The 14,375-nt window shown below is 68.2% G+C and carries 15 protein-coding genes and 1 tRNA gene; 3 read left to right on the top strand and 13 right to left on the bottom strand.

The genetic code is table 11. The features are described from left to right. Positions 1–1,134: a YeeE/YedE thiosulfate transporter family protein gene (locus tag KO490_RS12580; protein WP_371822349.1), complete on the top strand. Its 1,134-nt coding sequence runs from the start codon at positions 1–3 to the stop codon at positions 1,132–1,134. Beyond that, positions 1,131–1,301, top strand: coding sequence for a hypothetical protein (locus tag KO490_RS12575; protein WP_216019766.1), 171 nt, complete (start codon positions 1,131–1,133; stop codon positions 1,299–1,301). The genes KO490_RS12580 and KO490_RS12575 overlap by 4 nt, the downstream gene beginning before the upstream one ends. Before the next feature lie 35 nt (positions 1,302–1,336). Here the strand turns inward: KO490_RS12575 and KO490_RS12570 are convergent, their stop codons facing one another. Both KO490_RS12570 and KO490_RS12565 read right to left on the bottom strand, forming a co-directional pair. Next, entirely contained in the window at positions 1,337–3,130 is a 1,794-nt protein-coding gene (locus tag KO490_RS12570; protein ID WP_368500156.1) for a TRAP transporter permease, read from the bottom strand. After that, positions 3,127–4,068: a TAXI family TRAP transporter solute-binding subunit gene (locus KO490_RS12565; protein ID WP_216019765.1), complete on the bottom strand. Its 942-nt coding sequence runs from the start codon at positions 4,066–4,068 to the stop codon at positions 3,127–3,129. The genes KO490_RS12570 and KO490_RS12565 overlap by 4 nt, the downstream gene beginning before the upstream one ends. Before the next feature lie 180 nt (positions 4,069–4,248). On the opposite strand from KO490_RS12565, the gene KO490_RS12560 reads away from it, so the two are divergent. Further along, positions 4,249–5,469, top strand: coding sequence for a GAF domain-containing sensor histidine kinase (locus KO490_RS12560; protein ID WP_216019764.1), 1,221 nt, complete (start codon positions 4,249–4,251; stop codon positions 5,467–5,469). A gap of 64 nt (positions 5,470–5,533) precedes the next feature. Here KO490_RS12560 and KO490_RS12555 read toward each other — a convergent pair. The 11 genes from KO490_RS12555 to KO490_RS12505 all read right to left on the bottom strand — a co-directional run bounded on the left by KO490_RS12555 (position 5,534) and on the right by KO490_RS12505 (position 14,368). Beyond that, positions 5,534–5,609: transfer RNA gene (locus tag KO490_RS12555), tRNA-Phe, on the bottom strand. Positions 5,610–5,692: 83 nt separating this feature from the next. Next, entirely contained in the window at positions 5,693–5,854 is a 162-nt protein-coding gene (locus tag KO490_RS12550; protein ID WP_216019763.1) for a DNA gyrase inhibitor YacG, read from the bottom strand. Next, positions 5,854–6,903 (bottom strand): ribonuclease E/G, encoded by a 1,050-nt coding sequence (locus KO490_RS12545; RefSeq protein WP_216019762.1) that lies wholly within the window; start codon positions 6,901–6,903, stop codon positions 5,854–5,856. Before KO490_RS12545 ends, KO490_RS12550 begins: the two co-directional genes overlap by 1 nt. After that, positions 6,900–7,502 carry a nucleoside triphosphate pyrophosphatase gene (locus tag KO490_RS12540; RefSeq protein WP_216019761.1) on the bottom strand — a complete coding sequence of 201 codons (603 nt, stop codon included), beginning with the start codon at positions 7,500–7,502 and terminating at the stop codon, positions 6,900–6,902. The genes KO490_RS12545 and KO490_RS12540 overlap by 4 nt, the downstream gene beginning before the upstream one ends. Before the next feature lie 25 nt (positions 7,503–7,527). Continuing rightward, positions 7,528–7,746, bottom strand: a complete 219-nt coding sequence (infA, locus tag KO490_RS12535; protein WP_022707441.1) for a translation initiation factor IF-1 — start codon at positions 7,744–7,746, stop codon at positions 7,528–7,530. Positions 7,747–7,834: 88 nt separating this feature from the next. Then, complete coding sequence (locus KO490_RS12530) at positions 7,835–8,896, bottom strand: FliM/FliN family flagellar motor switch protein (RefSeq protein ID WP_216019760.1); 1,062 nt, start codon at positions 8,894–8,896, stop codon at positions 7,835–7,837. A gap of 61 nt (positions 8,897–8,957) precedes the next feature. After that, positions 8,958–11,597: a sensor histidine kinase gene (locus KO490_RS12525; RefSeq protein WP_216019759.1), complete on the bottom strand. Its 2,640-nt coding sequence runs from the start codon at positions 11,595–11,597 to the stop codon at positions 8,958–8,960. Beyond that, on the bottom strand, positions 11,587–11,856 hold the full coding sequence (locus tag KO490_RS12520; RefSeq protein ID WP_216019758.1) for a hypothetical protein: 270 nt from the start codon (positions 11,854–11,856) through the stop codon (positions 11,587–11,589). Before KO490_RS12520 ends, KO490_RS12525 begins: the two co-directional genes overlap by 11 nt. Continuing rightward, positions 11,849–12,208: a response regulator transcription factor gene (locus KO490_RS12515; RefSeq protein ID WP_216019757.1), complete on the bottom strand. Its 360-nt coding sequence runs from the start codon at positions 12,206–12,208 to the stop codon at positions 11,849–11,851. Before KO490_RS12515 ends, KO490_RS12520 begins: the two co-directional genes overlap by 8 nt. 55 nt (positions 12,209–12,263) lie before the next feature. Next, the gene (locus KO490_RS12510) at positions 12,264–13,544 is read right to left on the bottom strand and encodes a short-chain fatty acyl-CoA regulator family protein (RefSeq protein ID WP_303462980.1); all 1,281 of its coding nucleotides are present in this window, start codon (positions 13,542–13,544) and stop codon (positions 12,264–12,266) included. Next, positions 13,541–14,368, bottom strand: a complete 828-nt coding sequence (locus KO490_RS12505; RefSeq protein ID WP_216020143.1) for an ATP-binding protein — start codon at positions 14,366–14,368, stop codon at positions 13,541–13,543. The genes KO490_RS12510 and KO490_RS12505 overlap by 4 nt, the downstream gene beginning before the upstream one ends. Positions 14,369–14,375 lie beyond the last annotated feature (7 nt).

Genomic DNA, 14,375 nt, shown 5'->3' with positions numbered 1-14,375 from the left:
ATGGCCGCGACCGACATGACGATCCCCGCCCCATCGCGGGCGGGCAACATCACGCGGCGCGGCGGGCTGATCCTGGCTGCGCTGATCCTCTGCGGCGTGGTCGCGGTGATGGTCGGAGCGCGCTATGGCCTGCTGCTGATGATCGGCCTGGGCTTCGGCATCACGCTGGAAGGGTTTCGCTTCGGCTTTGCGGGTCCGTGGCGCGCGACGATCACCAAGCGTGATCCGGGCGGCACCATCGCGCAGCTGATCGCCATCGCCATCGTCGCGATGGCGGCGTTCCCGCTGCTGGCCACCCACGGGGCCGAAATGGTCGGCGCCCATGCCCCGGTAGGTTTTGCCATGATCGGCGGCGCCTTCGTCTTCGGCGCGGCCATGCAGGTGGTGATGGGCTGCGGTTCGGGCACGCTGGTCAATTCCGGCAGCGGCAATCCGATCAGCCTGATGGCGCTGCCCTTCTTCGCCATCGGCAGCTTTGCCGGGGCCTATCACCTGATCTGGTGGACGTCGCTCGGCTCGATGCCGACGGTGGCATTCTCGGGGACGTCCGGCCTGATCGGGACGCTGATCGCATTGGCCGCGGTCGCGGCGGTGCTGCTGTGGCGCGCGCCCCCCGAACTGCGCCGCGTCCCGCGCCGGCTGTGGATCGCGGCACCGCTGCTTGCCGGTCTGGCGATCCTGAACCTGCTGGTCGCCGGGCAACCGTGGGGCGTGGTCTACGGGCTGGGCCTGTGGGTCGCCAAGGGCGCGGCGGCGACCGGGATGGACCTGACCCAATCGGCCTTCTGGGGGACCGAGGCGAATATCGCGCGGGTCGGACAATCGCTGCTGACCGACGTGACCTCGCTGACCAATCTGGGGATCATCGGGGGTGCGTTCCTCGTGGCCGCCTGGCGGAACGGGCTGTCGCAGAAACTGCCCTCCTATCCCCCGCGGGCATGGATCGCGACCATCGTGGCGGGCTTCCTGCTGGGCTACAGCTCTCGCCTGGCATTCGGGTGCAACGTGGGGGCGTTCTTCTCGGGGATCTCGACTGGCAGCCTGCATGGCTGGGTCTGGTTCGCCGCCGCATTCGCAGGTGCCTTCATCGGCATCCGCCTGCGCCCCGTGCTGGGATTGGAGGCGAAATCATGAGAACGCGCAGGCTGACCGCGTCGCTGACGGCGATCCTGGTGCTGGGGCTTCTGGGTTTCGACTTGGCCACGTCCGAGCCGCCGAACCCGTTCCGGGCACCACCGATCCTGGCCTTCGGCTCGGGGCAGGCATCGGGCGGGGCGCATTGCGCCGCCCTTCCGAACTGAACGAAAGGGGCGCATCACCGCGCCCCTTTCCCGTTTCAATAGCTGGCTGCGAAGCCGAAGATCAGCGCCAGTCCCGCGGCGATCCCGATCACCGTGGGCAGCACCCTCTGCGCACCGATCAGCGCATAGGAGATGATCACGCAGCCCCCGCCCACGATCACCGCCGCCAGCAGCGCGGCCAGGGGCTCCGACGCCAGCCGGATCAGCGACGGATGCGCCACCATCCCGAGCGGGATGAGATACAACCCCACCCCAAGCGCCATGGCCGTGATCGCCACGCGCAGCCAGTTCTCGCGCGCCATGCCGGCCGCGATGAAGACCGCGCCGCAGACCGGCGGCGTGATGGTGGACAGCAGCGCGAACCAGAAGACGAACAGATGCGCCTGCAGCGGCGCCAGTCCCAGCTGCGTCAGCGCCGGCCCCGCGACCGAGATGCAGATGACATAGGCCGCCGTGGTCGGCACCTCCATCCCCAGCACCAGGCAGGCCAGCGCGGTCAGCAGCAGCGACGGCCAGATCGTCCCGTTCGACGTGGACAGGATCAATGACGTCACCTTGACCCCGAGGCCGGTGATCGCCAGCACCCCCACGATGATCGAGGCGCAGAGGATGATCGAGGCGATCAGCGCCACCTGCCGGGCCGATGCGATCAGCGCGGCTTCGAAGCGCGACGCCGCGCGGCGCAGGTCGATGCGCATGTCGGCCCCCGCGATCAGCAGGACCGCACCCGCGATGATAGCCAGTGCCGCGGAATATTGCGGGGTGAAGCCCAGCCCGAACATGCCCCCCAGAAGCACCGCGAAGGGCACCGCGAAAAAGGCCGAGGTGACTGCGACCTCGGCCCCGCCGGGGCGCTGGTCGGCGGGCAGCGCGCCCAGTCCGAAGCGGCGGGCATAGGCGTCGATCCCGACCCAGACCACCACGAAATAGAGGATCGCGGGCAGGATCGCCGCGCCGATGATCTGGGTATAGGGGGTGCCCGTCAGCTCGACCATGACAAAGGCGCCCGCACCCATCAGCGGCGGCATGATCTGCCCGCCCGAGGATGCGACGGCCTCGACCGCGCCCGCGATGCGGCGGGGATAGCCAAGCCGGATCATCGCCGGGATCGTGATCGCGCCGGTCGATGCGACATTGGCCGATGCCGACCCCGATATGGACCCGAACAGCGCCGATGCGATGACCGAGACCTTGCCCGCCCCGCCGCGCAGGCGGCCCGCGACGGCGGCGGCAAGGTTCATGAAGCCCTGCCCGGCCTCGCCCGCGTTCAGGACCGCCCCGAAGATCACGAAGATCGCCACGACCCCCACGGACACGCCGGTCAGCGATCCGAAGATCCCGCCCTCGGCCAGGGTCAGCGTGCCCATCAGGCTGGCGGCGGGCAACGGTGCATGGCCGAACTCGCCCGGCACATGCTGGCCGAAGGCGGCATAGGCCAGCGCCAGCGCCGCGATCAGCGGCAAGGGCCAGCCGATGGCACGGCGCGCGGCCTCCAGCACGGCCAGCAGCAGGACGCCGCCCACGGCATATTGGAAGCCGGTCTCGACAAAGCCGTACTGATCGGCCAACGGCCCCGCATTCAGCGCGATCCAGACCGAACCGGCAATGCCCAGCAGTGCCAGCACGACGCCGCCCCAGCCCAGGATGCCGCGTGGGCGATCCTCGGTGAAGATGAAGATCCAGGGCAGGATCAGCGCAAGATGCAGCGGGCGCGCGACAAGGTTCGGCACCAGCCCGGAAAAGATCAGCCCCAGATGAAAGGCTGTCAGAATGAACGCGGCGGACAGCATCGCTGCCCGCCACATGGTCGAAACGGCCCGTTCGGTCATTCCCCGACTGCCACTCCGGCTTCTTCATAGTAGCGGGCCGCGCCCGGATGCAGCGCGCCCAGTTCGGCCACCTGATCCGTGCCGACGCCGCTCCACCAGGGTGCGGTTTCCGCCATCGCGTCGCGCTGCGTCCAGAAGGCGCGGGTCAGCTGATAGGCGGTCTCGTCATCCATCTCGGTCGAGGCGAAGGCCACCACCGGCAGGCCCGTCGTCACGATGTCGCCCGCCTGCCCCGGATAGACATCGGCCGGGATCACGACGCGGGCCTGGCCCGTCTGCGCGACCTGCTCGTCGGTCATGGACAGGATGCGCACGCCTTCGCCCGCGGCGGCCTCGATCACGTTGGGCGCAGGGAAGCTGCCCGCCGTCACGAAGCCGTCGATCTGGCCATTCGTCAGCGCGTCGCCCGCGTTCGACAATTCGGCATCCGCGATGGTCACCTTGTCGGTCAGCCCGAACAGGTCGAGGTATTTCTGCCCCTCGCTTGCGCCGAAGCTGCCCTTGCCCAGCAGGATGCGCTGACCTTCCAGGGCCGACAGGTCGGTCGGCCCCTCGGACCCGCCCACGACGAAATGCATGGTCAGCGAGGGGATCGGGAACAGCGCGCGGATCTCGTCGAAGCGCGGGTTGCCCTTGCCCTCGAACGGGCCGGACCCGGCCTGCGCGGCGGATACCAGCGACGGCGGTGCCGTGAAGACGTAATCGCCGCCCCGCGCGCGGACCTCCATCACGTTCTGGACCGAGCCCTGGCTCTCCTCGACCGTGACGGCCAGTTCGCCCTCGGTCGCGCCGCGCACGCCCTCGGCCAGTTCGACTGCCATCTGGTAATAGGACGTGCCCGTCTTGGCCGACTTGTAGGTCAGCCGCGTTTCCGCATGTGCCGCGCCCGCCGTGACCAGCACCGCCCCCGCCAGCATGGCATGTTTCCATCGACGCATCGTTTCCCCCTTCGCTCCCATTCGGTTCCGTCCATCTTGTTAGTCGATGACCGCAGCCGGGTCCATTCGCTTCAACCCCTTCGGGAACGGTCACAATCCTCGCCGCAGGCGTTGTTTTGCTTTCGTGCAGGGGGCAACATCCCTATGCAGGGACCAACGCGATACCCACAGGAGATGACGATGCAAGGCGACACGCCCCCCCGGTTGCAGGACCGCGCAGCCTTCGCGTCGGGGCAGCACGATTTTCAATCGGATATCGAAACCCTCAGCCAGAGCCAGACGATCCGGACCATCCTGGAAACGGTCATGCTGGCCACCGAGATGCGCTTTGCCGCCGTGGCCCGCGTGACGGAAGATCGGTGGGTCGCCTGCCGCACGGTGGACGAACTGGACTTCGATCTGGTCGCGGGCGACGAGATCGAGATCCAGTCCACCTTCTGCCAGCAGGTCCGCGAGGCCGCGTGCAAGGTGGTGTTCGACGACGCGGACAGCGACCCCGCCTATCGCGGACATGCCGTGGTCGAGAGGTTCGGCATCGTCAGCTATGCCTCGTTCCCGATCCATCGCAGCGACGGGTCCTTCTTCGGCACGCTCTGTGCGCTGGACAGCTGCCCGCGCGACGTGTCGAACCCGCGTGCCATCGCCATGATGGAGATGTTCGCCGACCTGATCGGACGCAACCTGGAAACAGAAGAGCAGCTCGAGGCGCAGAAGATCGCGTTGCAGCACGAACGCGAACTGGCCCGCCTGCAAGAGGAATTCGTGGCCATCCTTGGCCATGACCTGCGCAACCCGGTCGCGGCCTTTCATGCGGGCCTGCGGCAGTTGAACCGCGAACCGCAATCCGAGAATGCGGCGGTCCTGCTGCCCCTGATGCAATCCTCGGTCCATCGCATGAACGAGCTGATCAACAACATGATGCTGCATGCCACCGACCGGCTGGGCGGCGGCATCCGGGTGACCCGATCCGAGAACGCGCCCCTGGCCCAGACCATCCTGCAGATCGTCGAGGAATTGCGCATCGCCAGCCCCGACCGCGAGATCCTGTCGGACCTGGCGCTGGACGGGCCCGTCGCCTGCGACGCGCAGCGCATCGGTCAGGCCATCTCGAACCTGCTGTCCAACGCCTTAACGCACGGACAGGAAAACACCCCGGTCGAACTGTCGGGCAGGATGGACAAGGCCGGCATCGTCATCACCGTGCGCAATCGCGGCCGTGACATCCCGGAAGATATCCGCCGCAACCTGTTCCGCCCCTTCCACCGGGGACCGGCCGCAGGGGGCCAGGGGCTGGGGCTGGGGCTGCATGTCGCGGCATCCGTCGTCGCGGCACATGGCGGCGCGATCGAGGTCACGTCGGATCAGGGCCTGACCGAATTCACCTTGCGCCTTCCCCACTAAGGGGCGGGCCGCAAAGGCGTGAAACAGCGGGCTGTTTTCGGTCTTGGCATCATCTGGGAAAAGATGGTGCCCGGAGGCGGATTCGAACCACCGACACGCGGATTTTCAATCCGCTGCTCTACCAACTGAGCTATCCGGGCCCCTGTGACGATCTCTGCGTCGCCGGGCGTAGCGCGGTGTTTAGAAGGGGTTGGCAGGACTGTCCAGACCCAATCTGAACTTTTTATCGCCCTTCTTCTTCGTCCGAGGAAACATCGTCCAAGGGGGCGCCCGGGATCACGTAACGACCCCGCAGCCACTTGGCCAGGTCGACATCCGCGCAGCGCTTTGAGCAGAACGGGCGATAGCGTTCGACACCGTCCTTGCCGCAGACCGGGCAGGTCATCAGGCCCGCCCCGCAGCCAGCAGCGACAGCGCGATGCGGTCGCGCTTGCGCGTCATCTCGAACAGGCCCATCGCAGTCCAGCCCAACAGCGTCGCTTCGGCACCCGACTGACGGAAGACCGATTGCAGGACCTGGTCCAGCGTCGCGCGGTCGCGCTTGGGCATGGGGGCGAAATCGACCGCGATCTGGCCGCCGATGCCCCGCAGCGCGAGTTGACGCGGCAGATCGCGCGCCAGCGCGATATTCGCCTTCAGCCCCGCCGCAGGGGATGTGTCGGCCCCGGTATTCACGTCGATGGCCGTCAGTGCGCGCGTCGTTTCGATCCAGGCATCCCCGCCGCCGGCCAGCGCGATACGCGGCGACAGCAATTCATCCACGGCCTCCAGCACGTTGCAGCGTTCGAAGCTGTCATCGCCCTCTTCGACCGAATCGGGTTCGGGATCGGTCCATTCCAGGGCGGCCATCTCGTGCGGGGCCGGCGCGTCCAGCAGCAGTTCGGGGCCGCCATCGTCATCCTGCAGGATCTGGTCGGCCAGATCGGCCAAGGTTGCGATTTCGGCCGCGATATCCTCGTCCTCGGCGGCTTCGGCGGCACTGCGCAGGATCGCCCCATGGCTGCGGTCGCCCATGGCGTCGCGGCCCAGCTTCTCCAGCTCCTCGCGGCGGGCGGTCTCGCGGATGCGGCGCGATACGTTGATCCCCGAGGCGCCCGGCGTCACCAGCGCCAGCACGCCGCGAAAGATCAGGCGGCTGGACACCGGGATGGCCTTGCCTTCATCGGCGACACCGCTGATCTGCACGAGGATGCTGCCACCCTCGGTCAGGCCGCGGCGTTCGCGCAGATAACCGCTGGCACCGCCCGGAAGGCGCAGGAACACGCCGCCCTGCCCCTTCATGAAGCGCCCGACCGTCGCACGGCAGATGGCACCCGGCGCAAGGTCCGTGACGGCATCCGGCGCGATCATCAGATCGACCAGCTGGCCGTCCTGCATCAGCGCGGCGGCTTCCTGGCCGAAGATGCGGCCAAGGACGATTTCGCGTCCCTTCATGGGTTTTCTCCTTCAGGGGCGGGAAAGATCCCGGCCGAGGCAAGCAGGCTGGCGGTTTCGGACAGGGGCAGACCGACGACGGCGGAATGCGACCCCTCGATCCACGGGATGAAGGCCGCGGCGGCGCCCTGAATGGCATAACCCCCGGCCTTGCCCTGCCAGTCGCCGATATCGAGATATCGCTGCAGGGACGCATCGTCGATGGGACGCATTCGGACGCGGGTGGTCACCAGCCTTTCGCGGATGCCGGTCGCATCGCGCACCGCCAGCGCCGTCAGAACCAGGTGACGGCGGCCGGACATCAGGCGCATGAAGGATGCGGCCTCGTCGCGGTCCTCGGGCTTGCCCAGGATGCGACGGCCCACGCTGACGGTGGTATCCGCAGTCAGCAGAACCTCGTTATCCGAAAGGCTCAGCGCTTCTGCCTTCTGGCGGGCCATGCGGCGGACGTAATCGCGAGCGTTCTCGTCCCGCAGCGGCGTCTCGTCGATATCGGCCGGACGCAGCGCGGCCGGCCTGATACCGATCTGGGACAGCAGCTCCAGCCTGCGGGGGCTGGCCGAGCCGAGGATCAGCCGTCTTTGGGCGATACCGGGCATCTGCGGACCTCGGGTGGCGGCAGTCTTACTTGAAGCGGTAATTGATCCGGCCCTTGGTCAGATCGTAGGTGTTCATCTCGACTTGAACGCGGTCGCCGGCCAGGACACGGATGCGGTTCTTCCGCATCTTTCCTGCCATATGCGCAATGATCTCATGGCCGTTCTCAAGCTCGACCCGGAATGTCGCATTAGGCAGGAGTTCCTTCACGACGCCGGGAAATTCGAGCATTTCTTCCTTGGCCATGGTCACTCCATAATGATCGTTCCGCAGGATTCGGAACCGAAGAGTAAATGCGTCCGACCGGCGCGGATTTCAAGGAAAAAGAGCGGGGTCAAGCCGTTTCCCGACCCGGCCCGGCCTGCAGACCCACCCCCTGGTCGGGCCGGAACGGGTCGGGTCGGGCCAGATCGACGGGTGCGGGCGCTGGCCGCAGGGGCGTGCCCGCATCGGGCGCGGGACGTGCGGCGGCGGGGTCCAGAAGGCGCAGGGCGTGACAACCCTCGGCCTCGCCCAGCTTGCCGCGCGCAAGGATCTGACCGTCCGACGTTTCCAGCTGGGCATCTTGCAGGGCGACCCTGGGCAGATAGAGCAGCTTGCCCCCCAGCACCCCGCGCAATTCCCCAAGCGACATCGTCCTGCGGCACAGGATGCCCTGCAATTCCACGGGCGCGTCCTGCATTCGGGGCGCAAGGCTGGGGCGGGGGGCGGCGGGCTTGGCGGCCGATCGCGCGGCCATGGGCGCGGGCGCTGCGACCTCGGGGCCCTGCGGCAGGATCAGCATTATGCGTCCCTCGCGCGCATCGGCGCCCCCCAGCCGCAGCTGCATGTCGATGCTGCGATAGGCGATATCCTCCAGCATCAGCGCAAGGGGGCGGGCGTCTTCCAGATGCGTCAGGAAGTGATAGCCCGCAAAGCCCGAATATCCCGGAATTGCCCGCATCTCGGTCGCCATCTCGGACAGCAGGCCCTCGATGAAATCCGCGCAGAGCGCCGCGTCGCTGCGGGTGGGCTTGCGCCGCTCCAGCGGGCGCGAGGTGACGCGGCCCAGGGCCTGCACCTCGACCAGCGCGGCCGCGACCTCGGGTGAAAGGGCGATGGCGCCCAGCTGGTCGCCCGGCCCCTGCAGCACGGCCAGCAGCGACATCTCGGGCAGAAGTTCCGGCAGTTCCGCAAGGGTCAGCGCGCCCGGCACCACCGCAACAGGTCGGATCGGCAGGGAATACAGCTGCTCCGCCGTGCGGCCGATCGCGGCGGTAGCCGCCCGCGCGGGCGTCATGGGCGGAGTGGGCGGCAGATCGGGCGTTTCCGCCGCCACCGGATCGTCACGCCGCTTCAGCAAGCCGCGCAGGACGCCCCCGCCCTTCATCCCCTGATCGCCATCCGCCGCTTCCATGTTCCGCCCGAATCCTGTGCCTTGTCCCCGGCAACATGACCCGGTGGCGGTTTCCAAACCGTTAACCGGCCTGCCCCGGGGGCCGCGCGGGCAGCACGACCCGGAAGGCCGCGCCGCCCTGCCCCGGAAGATAGCTGATCGAACCGCCAAGCGCCGCCATGATCTCCTTGCAGATCGCAAGGCCAAGCCCCGCGCCCCCCGCCTTCGCCGGATCGTTCAGGCGCGAGAACTTCTCGAAGATCAGCGACTGGCGACCCGCGTCGATACCGCTGCCATTGTCGACGACGTCGATCACCGCGCCCCCCGCTTCGGGCCTGCGCACCCGGATACGCATCGCGGGATGGGGCGCGTCGCAATATTTCCGCGCATTGCCGATGACATTGATCAGCACCTGCAACAGCCGGTCGGCATCCGTGATGACGCCCAGATGCTCGGCCGGAAGGTCGCGGTCGATGACGAAGCTGCGCTCGGGTCGGGTGGCGGATGCGGCCGCCAGGGCACGCGTGATCAGGTCGTGCAGATTCGCCGCCGTGACCGTCAGCTGCGCGCGCCCGCCCTCCAGGACCGACAGGTCCAGCAGATCGTCCAGGATGCGTGTAAGGCGACCCGCCTCGGTATGGATTATCTGGGCAAATCGCGAACGTTCTTCGGGCGTTATGGAAGGATCCTTAAGTATTTCCGAGAATGCCTTCACCGAGGTCATGGGCGTGCGCAGCTCGTGGCTGATCTGGCCCAGAAAGGCATCCTTCTGGATCGACAACGCGGTCAGCTTGTCGTTCACCTCGCGCAGCTGGCGGGCCGTGCGGGCCAGTTCGGCGCGCGCCGCCTCCAGACGCTGCGTCTCCTCCTTGGCGCGCTGCGCCTCGTCGGCCACCTGCAGCAGGTCGGCCACGGTCAGGGCCACGCCCCCCGCGACCCGGTCGATCATCGCATGTGCCGTGGCCGATCCGATGGAGCCCGCAAGCCGCCGTTCCAGCGCGGTCAGAAAGCGGGGCGTCAGGTCGGGAAGATAGCCCGACTTGCCCTGAGCCTGCGCCTCGGCCTGGAAATAGCGCAGGGCGGCATCCGTGCCCCAGACGCGGCGTGCCATCGCCAGAAGCGGCTCGGCCCGGTCGTCGCCCCGCGCCATGCGGCTGTGGCGGATCGGCTCGACCGCGGACACGAAGGACAGGCCCTGCAGGCGTTCGACCGGGTCGGGAAAACCGAAGATCGACACGCCGATGAAGGCCGCGGTGTTCAGCGCCAGCGACAATGCGACCGCGGCGGTCCAGGGGTCGACGCCCGCGGGCACCGGCAGATCGCCCCCCATCCCGACCGAGGGCAGGAAGATCAGCGCCATCCACAACGCGAAGCCCGTGCAGATCCCGGCATAGGCGCCCTTGCGGTTGGCCCCCCGCCACAGAAGCCCCCCCAGCATCGCGGGCAGCACCTGCGCCATGCCGGTGAATGCCACGAGGCCCATCGTCGCCAGCGCCGCCGCCCCGCCCGAGGCCTGGTGATAGGTCCAGCCCGCTGCCATGATCGCAAGGATCGCAATCCGCCGGGCATTCAGGACGAAGCCGCGCAGGTCGTCCGTCCCCTCGCCCGCCGGAATGCGCCGCAGCGCCAGCCAGCCCGGCACCAGCCAGTGGTTCGACACCATCGTGGCCACCGCGATCGCGCAGACCACCACCATGGATGTCGCAGCCGAAAATCCGCCCAGAAACACCAGCAGCGCCAGCATGTCCTGCCCCGCCGCCGCCGGCAGCGTCAGGACATAGAGATCGGGGTTGGCCCCTTCGGGCAGGATCTCGGCCCCCATGACGGCGATGGGCAGCACGAAGAAGGACATCGCGAACAGATAGGCCGGAAAGGCCCAGCCCGCGACATGCAGGCGATCCTCGTCCGCGGCCTCGACCACCATTACCTGGAACATGCGCGGCAGGGTCAGGATCGCCGCGCCCGACACCAGGATCAGCGCGGTCCAGCGATCGGGCCGCAGCACCCAGCCATCGGCAAATCGCGGGTCCTGCGCCGCATCGCCCACCCGGCGCAGCACGTCCACCGGCCCGTCGGCAAGCCCCCACACGACGAAGACGCCAAGCGCCAGAAAGGCCACGAGCTTGACCAGCGCCTCGAGCGCGATGGCGGTGACCACCCCGTGATGGCGTTCATCGGCGGCCAGATTGCGCGTCCCGAAGAGGATGGTGAACAGCGCCAGCCCCCCTGCGACCCACATGGCGGTCCCGCCAAGCGCGCCGCCCTCGTCGGGGCGGCTGGTCGCGAACAGCTCGAACGACAGGCGCACGGATTGCAGCTGCAGCGCGATATAGGGGGTCGATGCGATCACCGCGATCAGCGTCACGATGGCCGCCAGACGGTTCGATTTCCCGAACCGGGCCGAGATGAGATCCGCGACCGAGGTGACGTGATGCATCCGCGCGACCCGCACCAGTCGGCGCAACCCCCACCATGCGCCGGTGAAGACGATCGTCGGCCCCAGATAGATCGTCGCGAATTCCAGCCCTGAGCGCGACGCGTAACCGACCGCGCCATAGAAGGTCCAGGCGCTGCAATAGACCGACAGCGACAGCGTGTAGACAAGCGGGTGATCCAGCCAACGCACATGGCCCGCAGCCGCCGCGCGATCGGCGGCATAGGCCACGCCGAACATCAGCGCGACATAGCAGAGGCACGTGGCCAGAAGCGCCTCAAAGGGCATCGGGGTCCACCTCGGCTGCGCGGATGGCGATGGCCTCGGCCCGCAGAAGTGCACGGTGCAGCGCGAAGACCCCGGCGATCAGCGCGGCCCACAGCCCGAAGAACCAGACCGCGCCGGTGGCGAAGCTGATGCTGGCAGGCATCCACCAGACGGGAACCAGCATCAGGATCATCGCCAGCACCGGCAGGATGCGGGCCGCATCGCCCAAACGCCGCCGTCGGAACGATGCGCGTTCCAGGAAAAGCGGCCTCTCAGGCATGGATCAGCCTGCGCACCATCCTGCGCAGTTCCTCGTTGTCGAAGGGTTTGGCCAGAACGGCATCGGCCTGCTCGGCGGCCTCGGTATCGCCGCGCGCGGTCAGCATCAGCACCGGAGTGGCCGCCAGCGACCGGTCCTGCGCGCGCCGCAGGTCCAGCAGGATTTCCGCGCCCGAGCGGTTCGGAAGCATCAGGTCCAAGATCACCAGCCGCGGTCGGCGATCCATGATCGCCTCGATCCCGCCTGCCCCGTCCACATGCAGATCCACCTGCCAGCCGTCGCGGGACAGGATGAAGCGCACGGCCTCGGCGATGTTGGGCTCATCCTCGATCATCAGGATGTCAGGCTGCATCCGGCTCCCCCTCCGATGACGCGTCCGTGATATTGTCCTGCGGGCGCGCCGCTTGTCAAAGCCCCCTGCGCGGTCCCTGCGGCGCAAGGATCGAGGGTTCGCGCCGTGCGACGCAATCGTCGCGCGGGCAGATGCGGCAGGCGGGCCCCACGGGCAGCGCATCCTGCGGCGCGGGCCCGTCCAGCGGGACCATCAGCATCGTGGCCTCGGTCAGCCAGGGACCGTGCAGACCCAGGGGCTGACGGCGGGTGGAATGGCTGACGGTCGCGAAGCTGCGCCCCTCGGTCGTGACGACGTGATGTGCCAGCGCGACATTGGGCGCGGCCAACGCCTGGAACAGCGGCCAGAGCGCGCAGCTGTCGCCCGGACGCGGCAGCGCGAACCCCCTGGCCGCCCGGCGCAGCACCGGAACGCCCGAGGCATCGCAGACCAGAAGCCCCGCCCCTGCAAAACCTTCGGGCTGCAGATCGACGATGCGGCGCATCACCAGATCGACCGCCAGATCCAGCAGCGCCGCCATCGCGACCACGTCGCCGCCCTGCCCCAAGGCATCCAGCAGCATCTGGTCCGGCAGCGCCTGCCGGTCGCGCGCCAGCCTTACCCCGATCGTCGCGGCCATCTGGCGGGCCGCGTCCGAGGACAGCTGGATCGACGCATCCGCGCCATCGGCCAGCCATGCCTCGACCTCTTCCTGGGGGGATGCGGCGGTGCCCTCGGCCTCGAACCCGTCCAGATAGGCGACCAGCGATTGTGCCGTCACCGACAGGCGCTGGCTGTCCTGATGCAGGTTCGCATGAAAGCGGTCGCGCCATTCGGGGGCCACATCGCCATCCTCGACCAGGATCGCCGCGGTCGAACGGACCGAAGTCACCGCCGACAGCACCTCGTGCATCGTGGTCAGCAGATAGGGGTCCTGCGTCATGCGATCCGACAGATCGACCAGCTGGCGTTCCAGCGATGCCGCGCGGCGCGACTGCGCGATCAGCAATTCCGACCACCCCGGATAGCGGGCAAGGAATTCCGACAGCTGGTCCAGCTCGGGCGGGCTGTCGCCTGCGACGGGATGGGCCGCAGCCTCGCGCAGGGCGGCGATGCGGACCTCTTCGCGGCCCTCGGACAGTTCCTCGGGGGTGATCTGCAGCTCGACCGCCAGCTTCTCCAGCAGCTCGGCGCTGACGGGTCGGCGGTTATGCTCGATCAGGTTCAGATAGGCGGGCGAGATGCCGACCGCGCGTGCCACATCGCTCTGGCGGCGGTCCTGCGCCATGCGCCGTTCGCGGATCCGTGTGCCCAGAAGGACGTTCGGACCCGCGCCCATGTCGCGCGGGGGCGTCACAGCGCGATCCCGTGCCGCCCCGCCAGATCGGTGAAGAACTGCCATGCGACCCGGCCCGAACGCGATCCGCGCGTGGCCTGCCACTCGATCGCCTGCGCGCGCAGGTCATCTGCACCGATGCGCAGCCCGTATGCCGCGCAATACCCGTCGATCATGGACAGGAACTGATCCTGATCGCAGGGATGGAAGCCCAGCCACAGCCCGAAGCGATCCGACAGCGACACCTTTTCCTCGACGGCCTCGGCGGGGTGGATCGCGGATGAACGCTCGTTCTCGATCATGTCGCGCGGCATCAGGTGGCGGCGGTTCGACGTGGCATAGAGGATCACGTTCGAGGGCCGTCCGCTGATCCCCCCATCCAGAACGGCCTTGAGCGACTTGTACTGCGTGTCGTCATGGCTGAAGGACAGGTCGTCCGAAAACAGGATGAAGCGCTTGTCGGGCGCGGCGGCCAGAAGCGCCAGCAGCCTGCCGACCGAGGCCAGATCCTCGCGCGCAATCTCGACCAGGACCAGCGGCAGACCTTCGTTCACGGCGCGGGCATGGACCGCCTTGACCAGCGAGGATTTCCCCATCCCCCGCGCACCCCAGAGCAGCGCGTTGTTCGCCGCGTGTCCGCGGGCGAATTGCAGCGTGTTGGCCAGCAGCGTGCGCTTGGCCCCGTCGATGCCCAGAAGCAGGTCCAGATCCTGTCGGTCGACATCGGCCACAGGCTCCAGCCCCGCGGGGTCGCTGCGCCAGACGAAGGCGGCGGATGCGTCGAAATCGGGGGCCGGACGCGGCGGCGGGGACATCCGTTCCAGCGCCTCGGCGATGCGGGTCATATCCTCG

The organism is Paracoccus sp. C2R09, assembly GCF_018860625.1.
In the GTDB taxonomy this organism is placed as follows: domain Bacteria; phylum Pseudomonadota; class Alphaproteobacteria; order Rhodobacterales; family Rhodobacteraceae; genus Paracoccus.
The sequence above is the reverse complement of the archived record's forward strand: the minus strand, read 5'-3'. Positions and strand labels throughout refer to the sequence as shown.

Bases quoted from the DNA above. Each gene is read 5' to 3' on its own strand.
- KO490_RS12540 (WP_216019761.1), bottom strand. From the start codon at position 7,502: ATGCCCGGTATCGCCCAAAGACGGCTGATCCTCGGCTCGGCCAGCCCC.
- KO490_RS12560 (WP_216019764.1), top strand. From the start codon at position 4,249: ATGCAAGGCGACACGCCCCCCCGGTTGCAGGACCGCGCAGCCTTCGCG.
- infA (WP_022707441.1), bottom strand. From the start codon at position 7,746: ATGGCCAAGGAAGAAATGCTCGAATTTCCCGGCGTCGTGAAGGAACTC.
- KO490_RS12580 (WP_371822349.1), top strand. From the start codon at position 1: ATGGCCGCGACCGACATGACGATCCCCGCCCCATCGCGGGCGGGCAAC.
- KO490_RS12565 (WP_216019765.1), bottom strand. From the start codon at position 4,068: ATGCGTCGATGGAAACATGCCATGCTGGCGGGGGCGGTGCTGGTCACG.
- KO490_RS12550 (WP_216019763.1), bottom strand. From the start codon at position 5,854: ATGACCTGCCCGGTCTGCGGCAAGGACGGTGTCGAACGCTATCGCCCG.
- KO490_RS12505 (WP_216020143.1), bottom strand. From the start codon at position 14,368: ATGACCCGCATCGCCGAGGCGCTGGAACGGATGTCCCCGCCGCCGCGT.
- KO490_RS12545 (WP_216019762.1), bottom strand. From the start codon at position 6,903: ATGAAGGGACGCGAAATCGTCCTTGGCCGCATCTTCGGCCAGGAAGCC.
- KO490_RS12525 (WP_216019759.1), bottom strand. From the start codon at position 11,597: ATGCCCTTTGAGGCGCTTCTGGCCACGTGCCTCTGCTATGTCGCGCTG.
- KO490_RS12570 (WP_368500156.1), bottom strand. From the start codon at position 3,130: ATGACCGAACGGGCCGTTTCGACCATGTGGCGGGCAGCGATGCTGTCC.
- KO490_RS12520 (WP_216019758.1), bottom strand. From the start codon at position 11,856: ATGCCTGAGAGGCCGCTTTTCCTGGAACGCGCATCGTTCCGACGGCGG.
- KO490_RS12530 (WP_216019760.1), bottom strand. From the start codon at position 8,896: ATGGAAGCGGCGGATGGCGATCAGGGGATGAAGGGCGGGGGCGTCCTG.
- KO490_RS12515 (WP_216019757.1), bottom strand. From the start codon at position 12,208: ATGCAGCCTGACATCCTGATGATCGAGGATGAGCCCAACATCGCCGAG.
- KO490_RS12575 (WP_216019766.1), top strand. From the start codon at position 1,131: ATGAGAACGCGCAGGCTGACCGCGTCGCTGACGGCGATCCTGGTGCTG.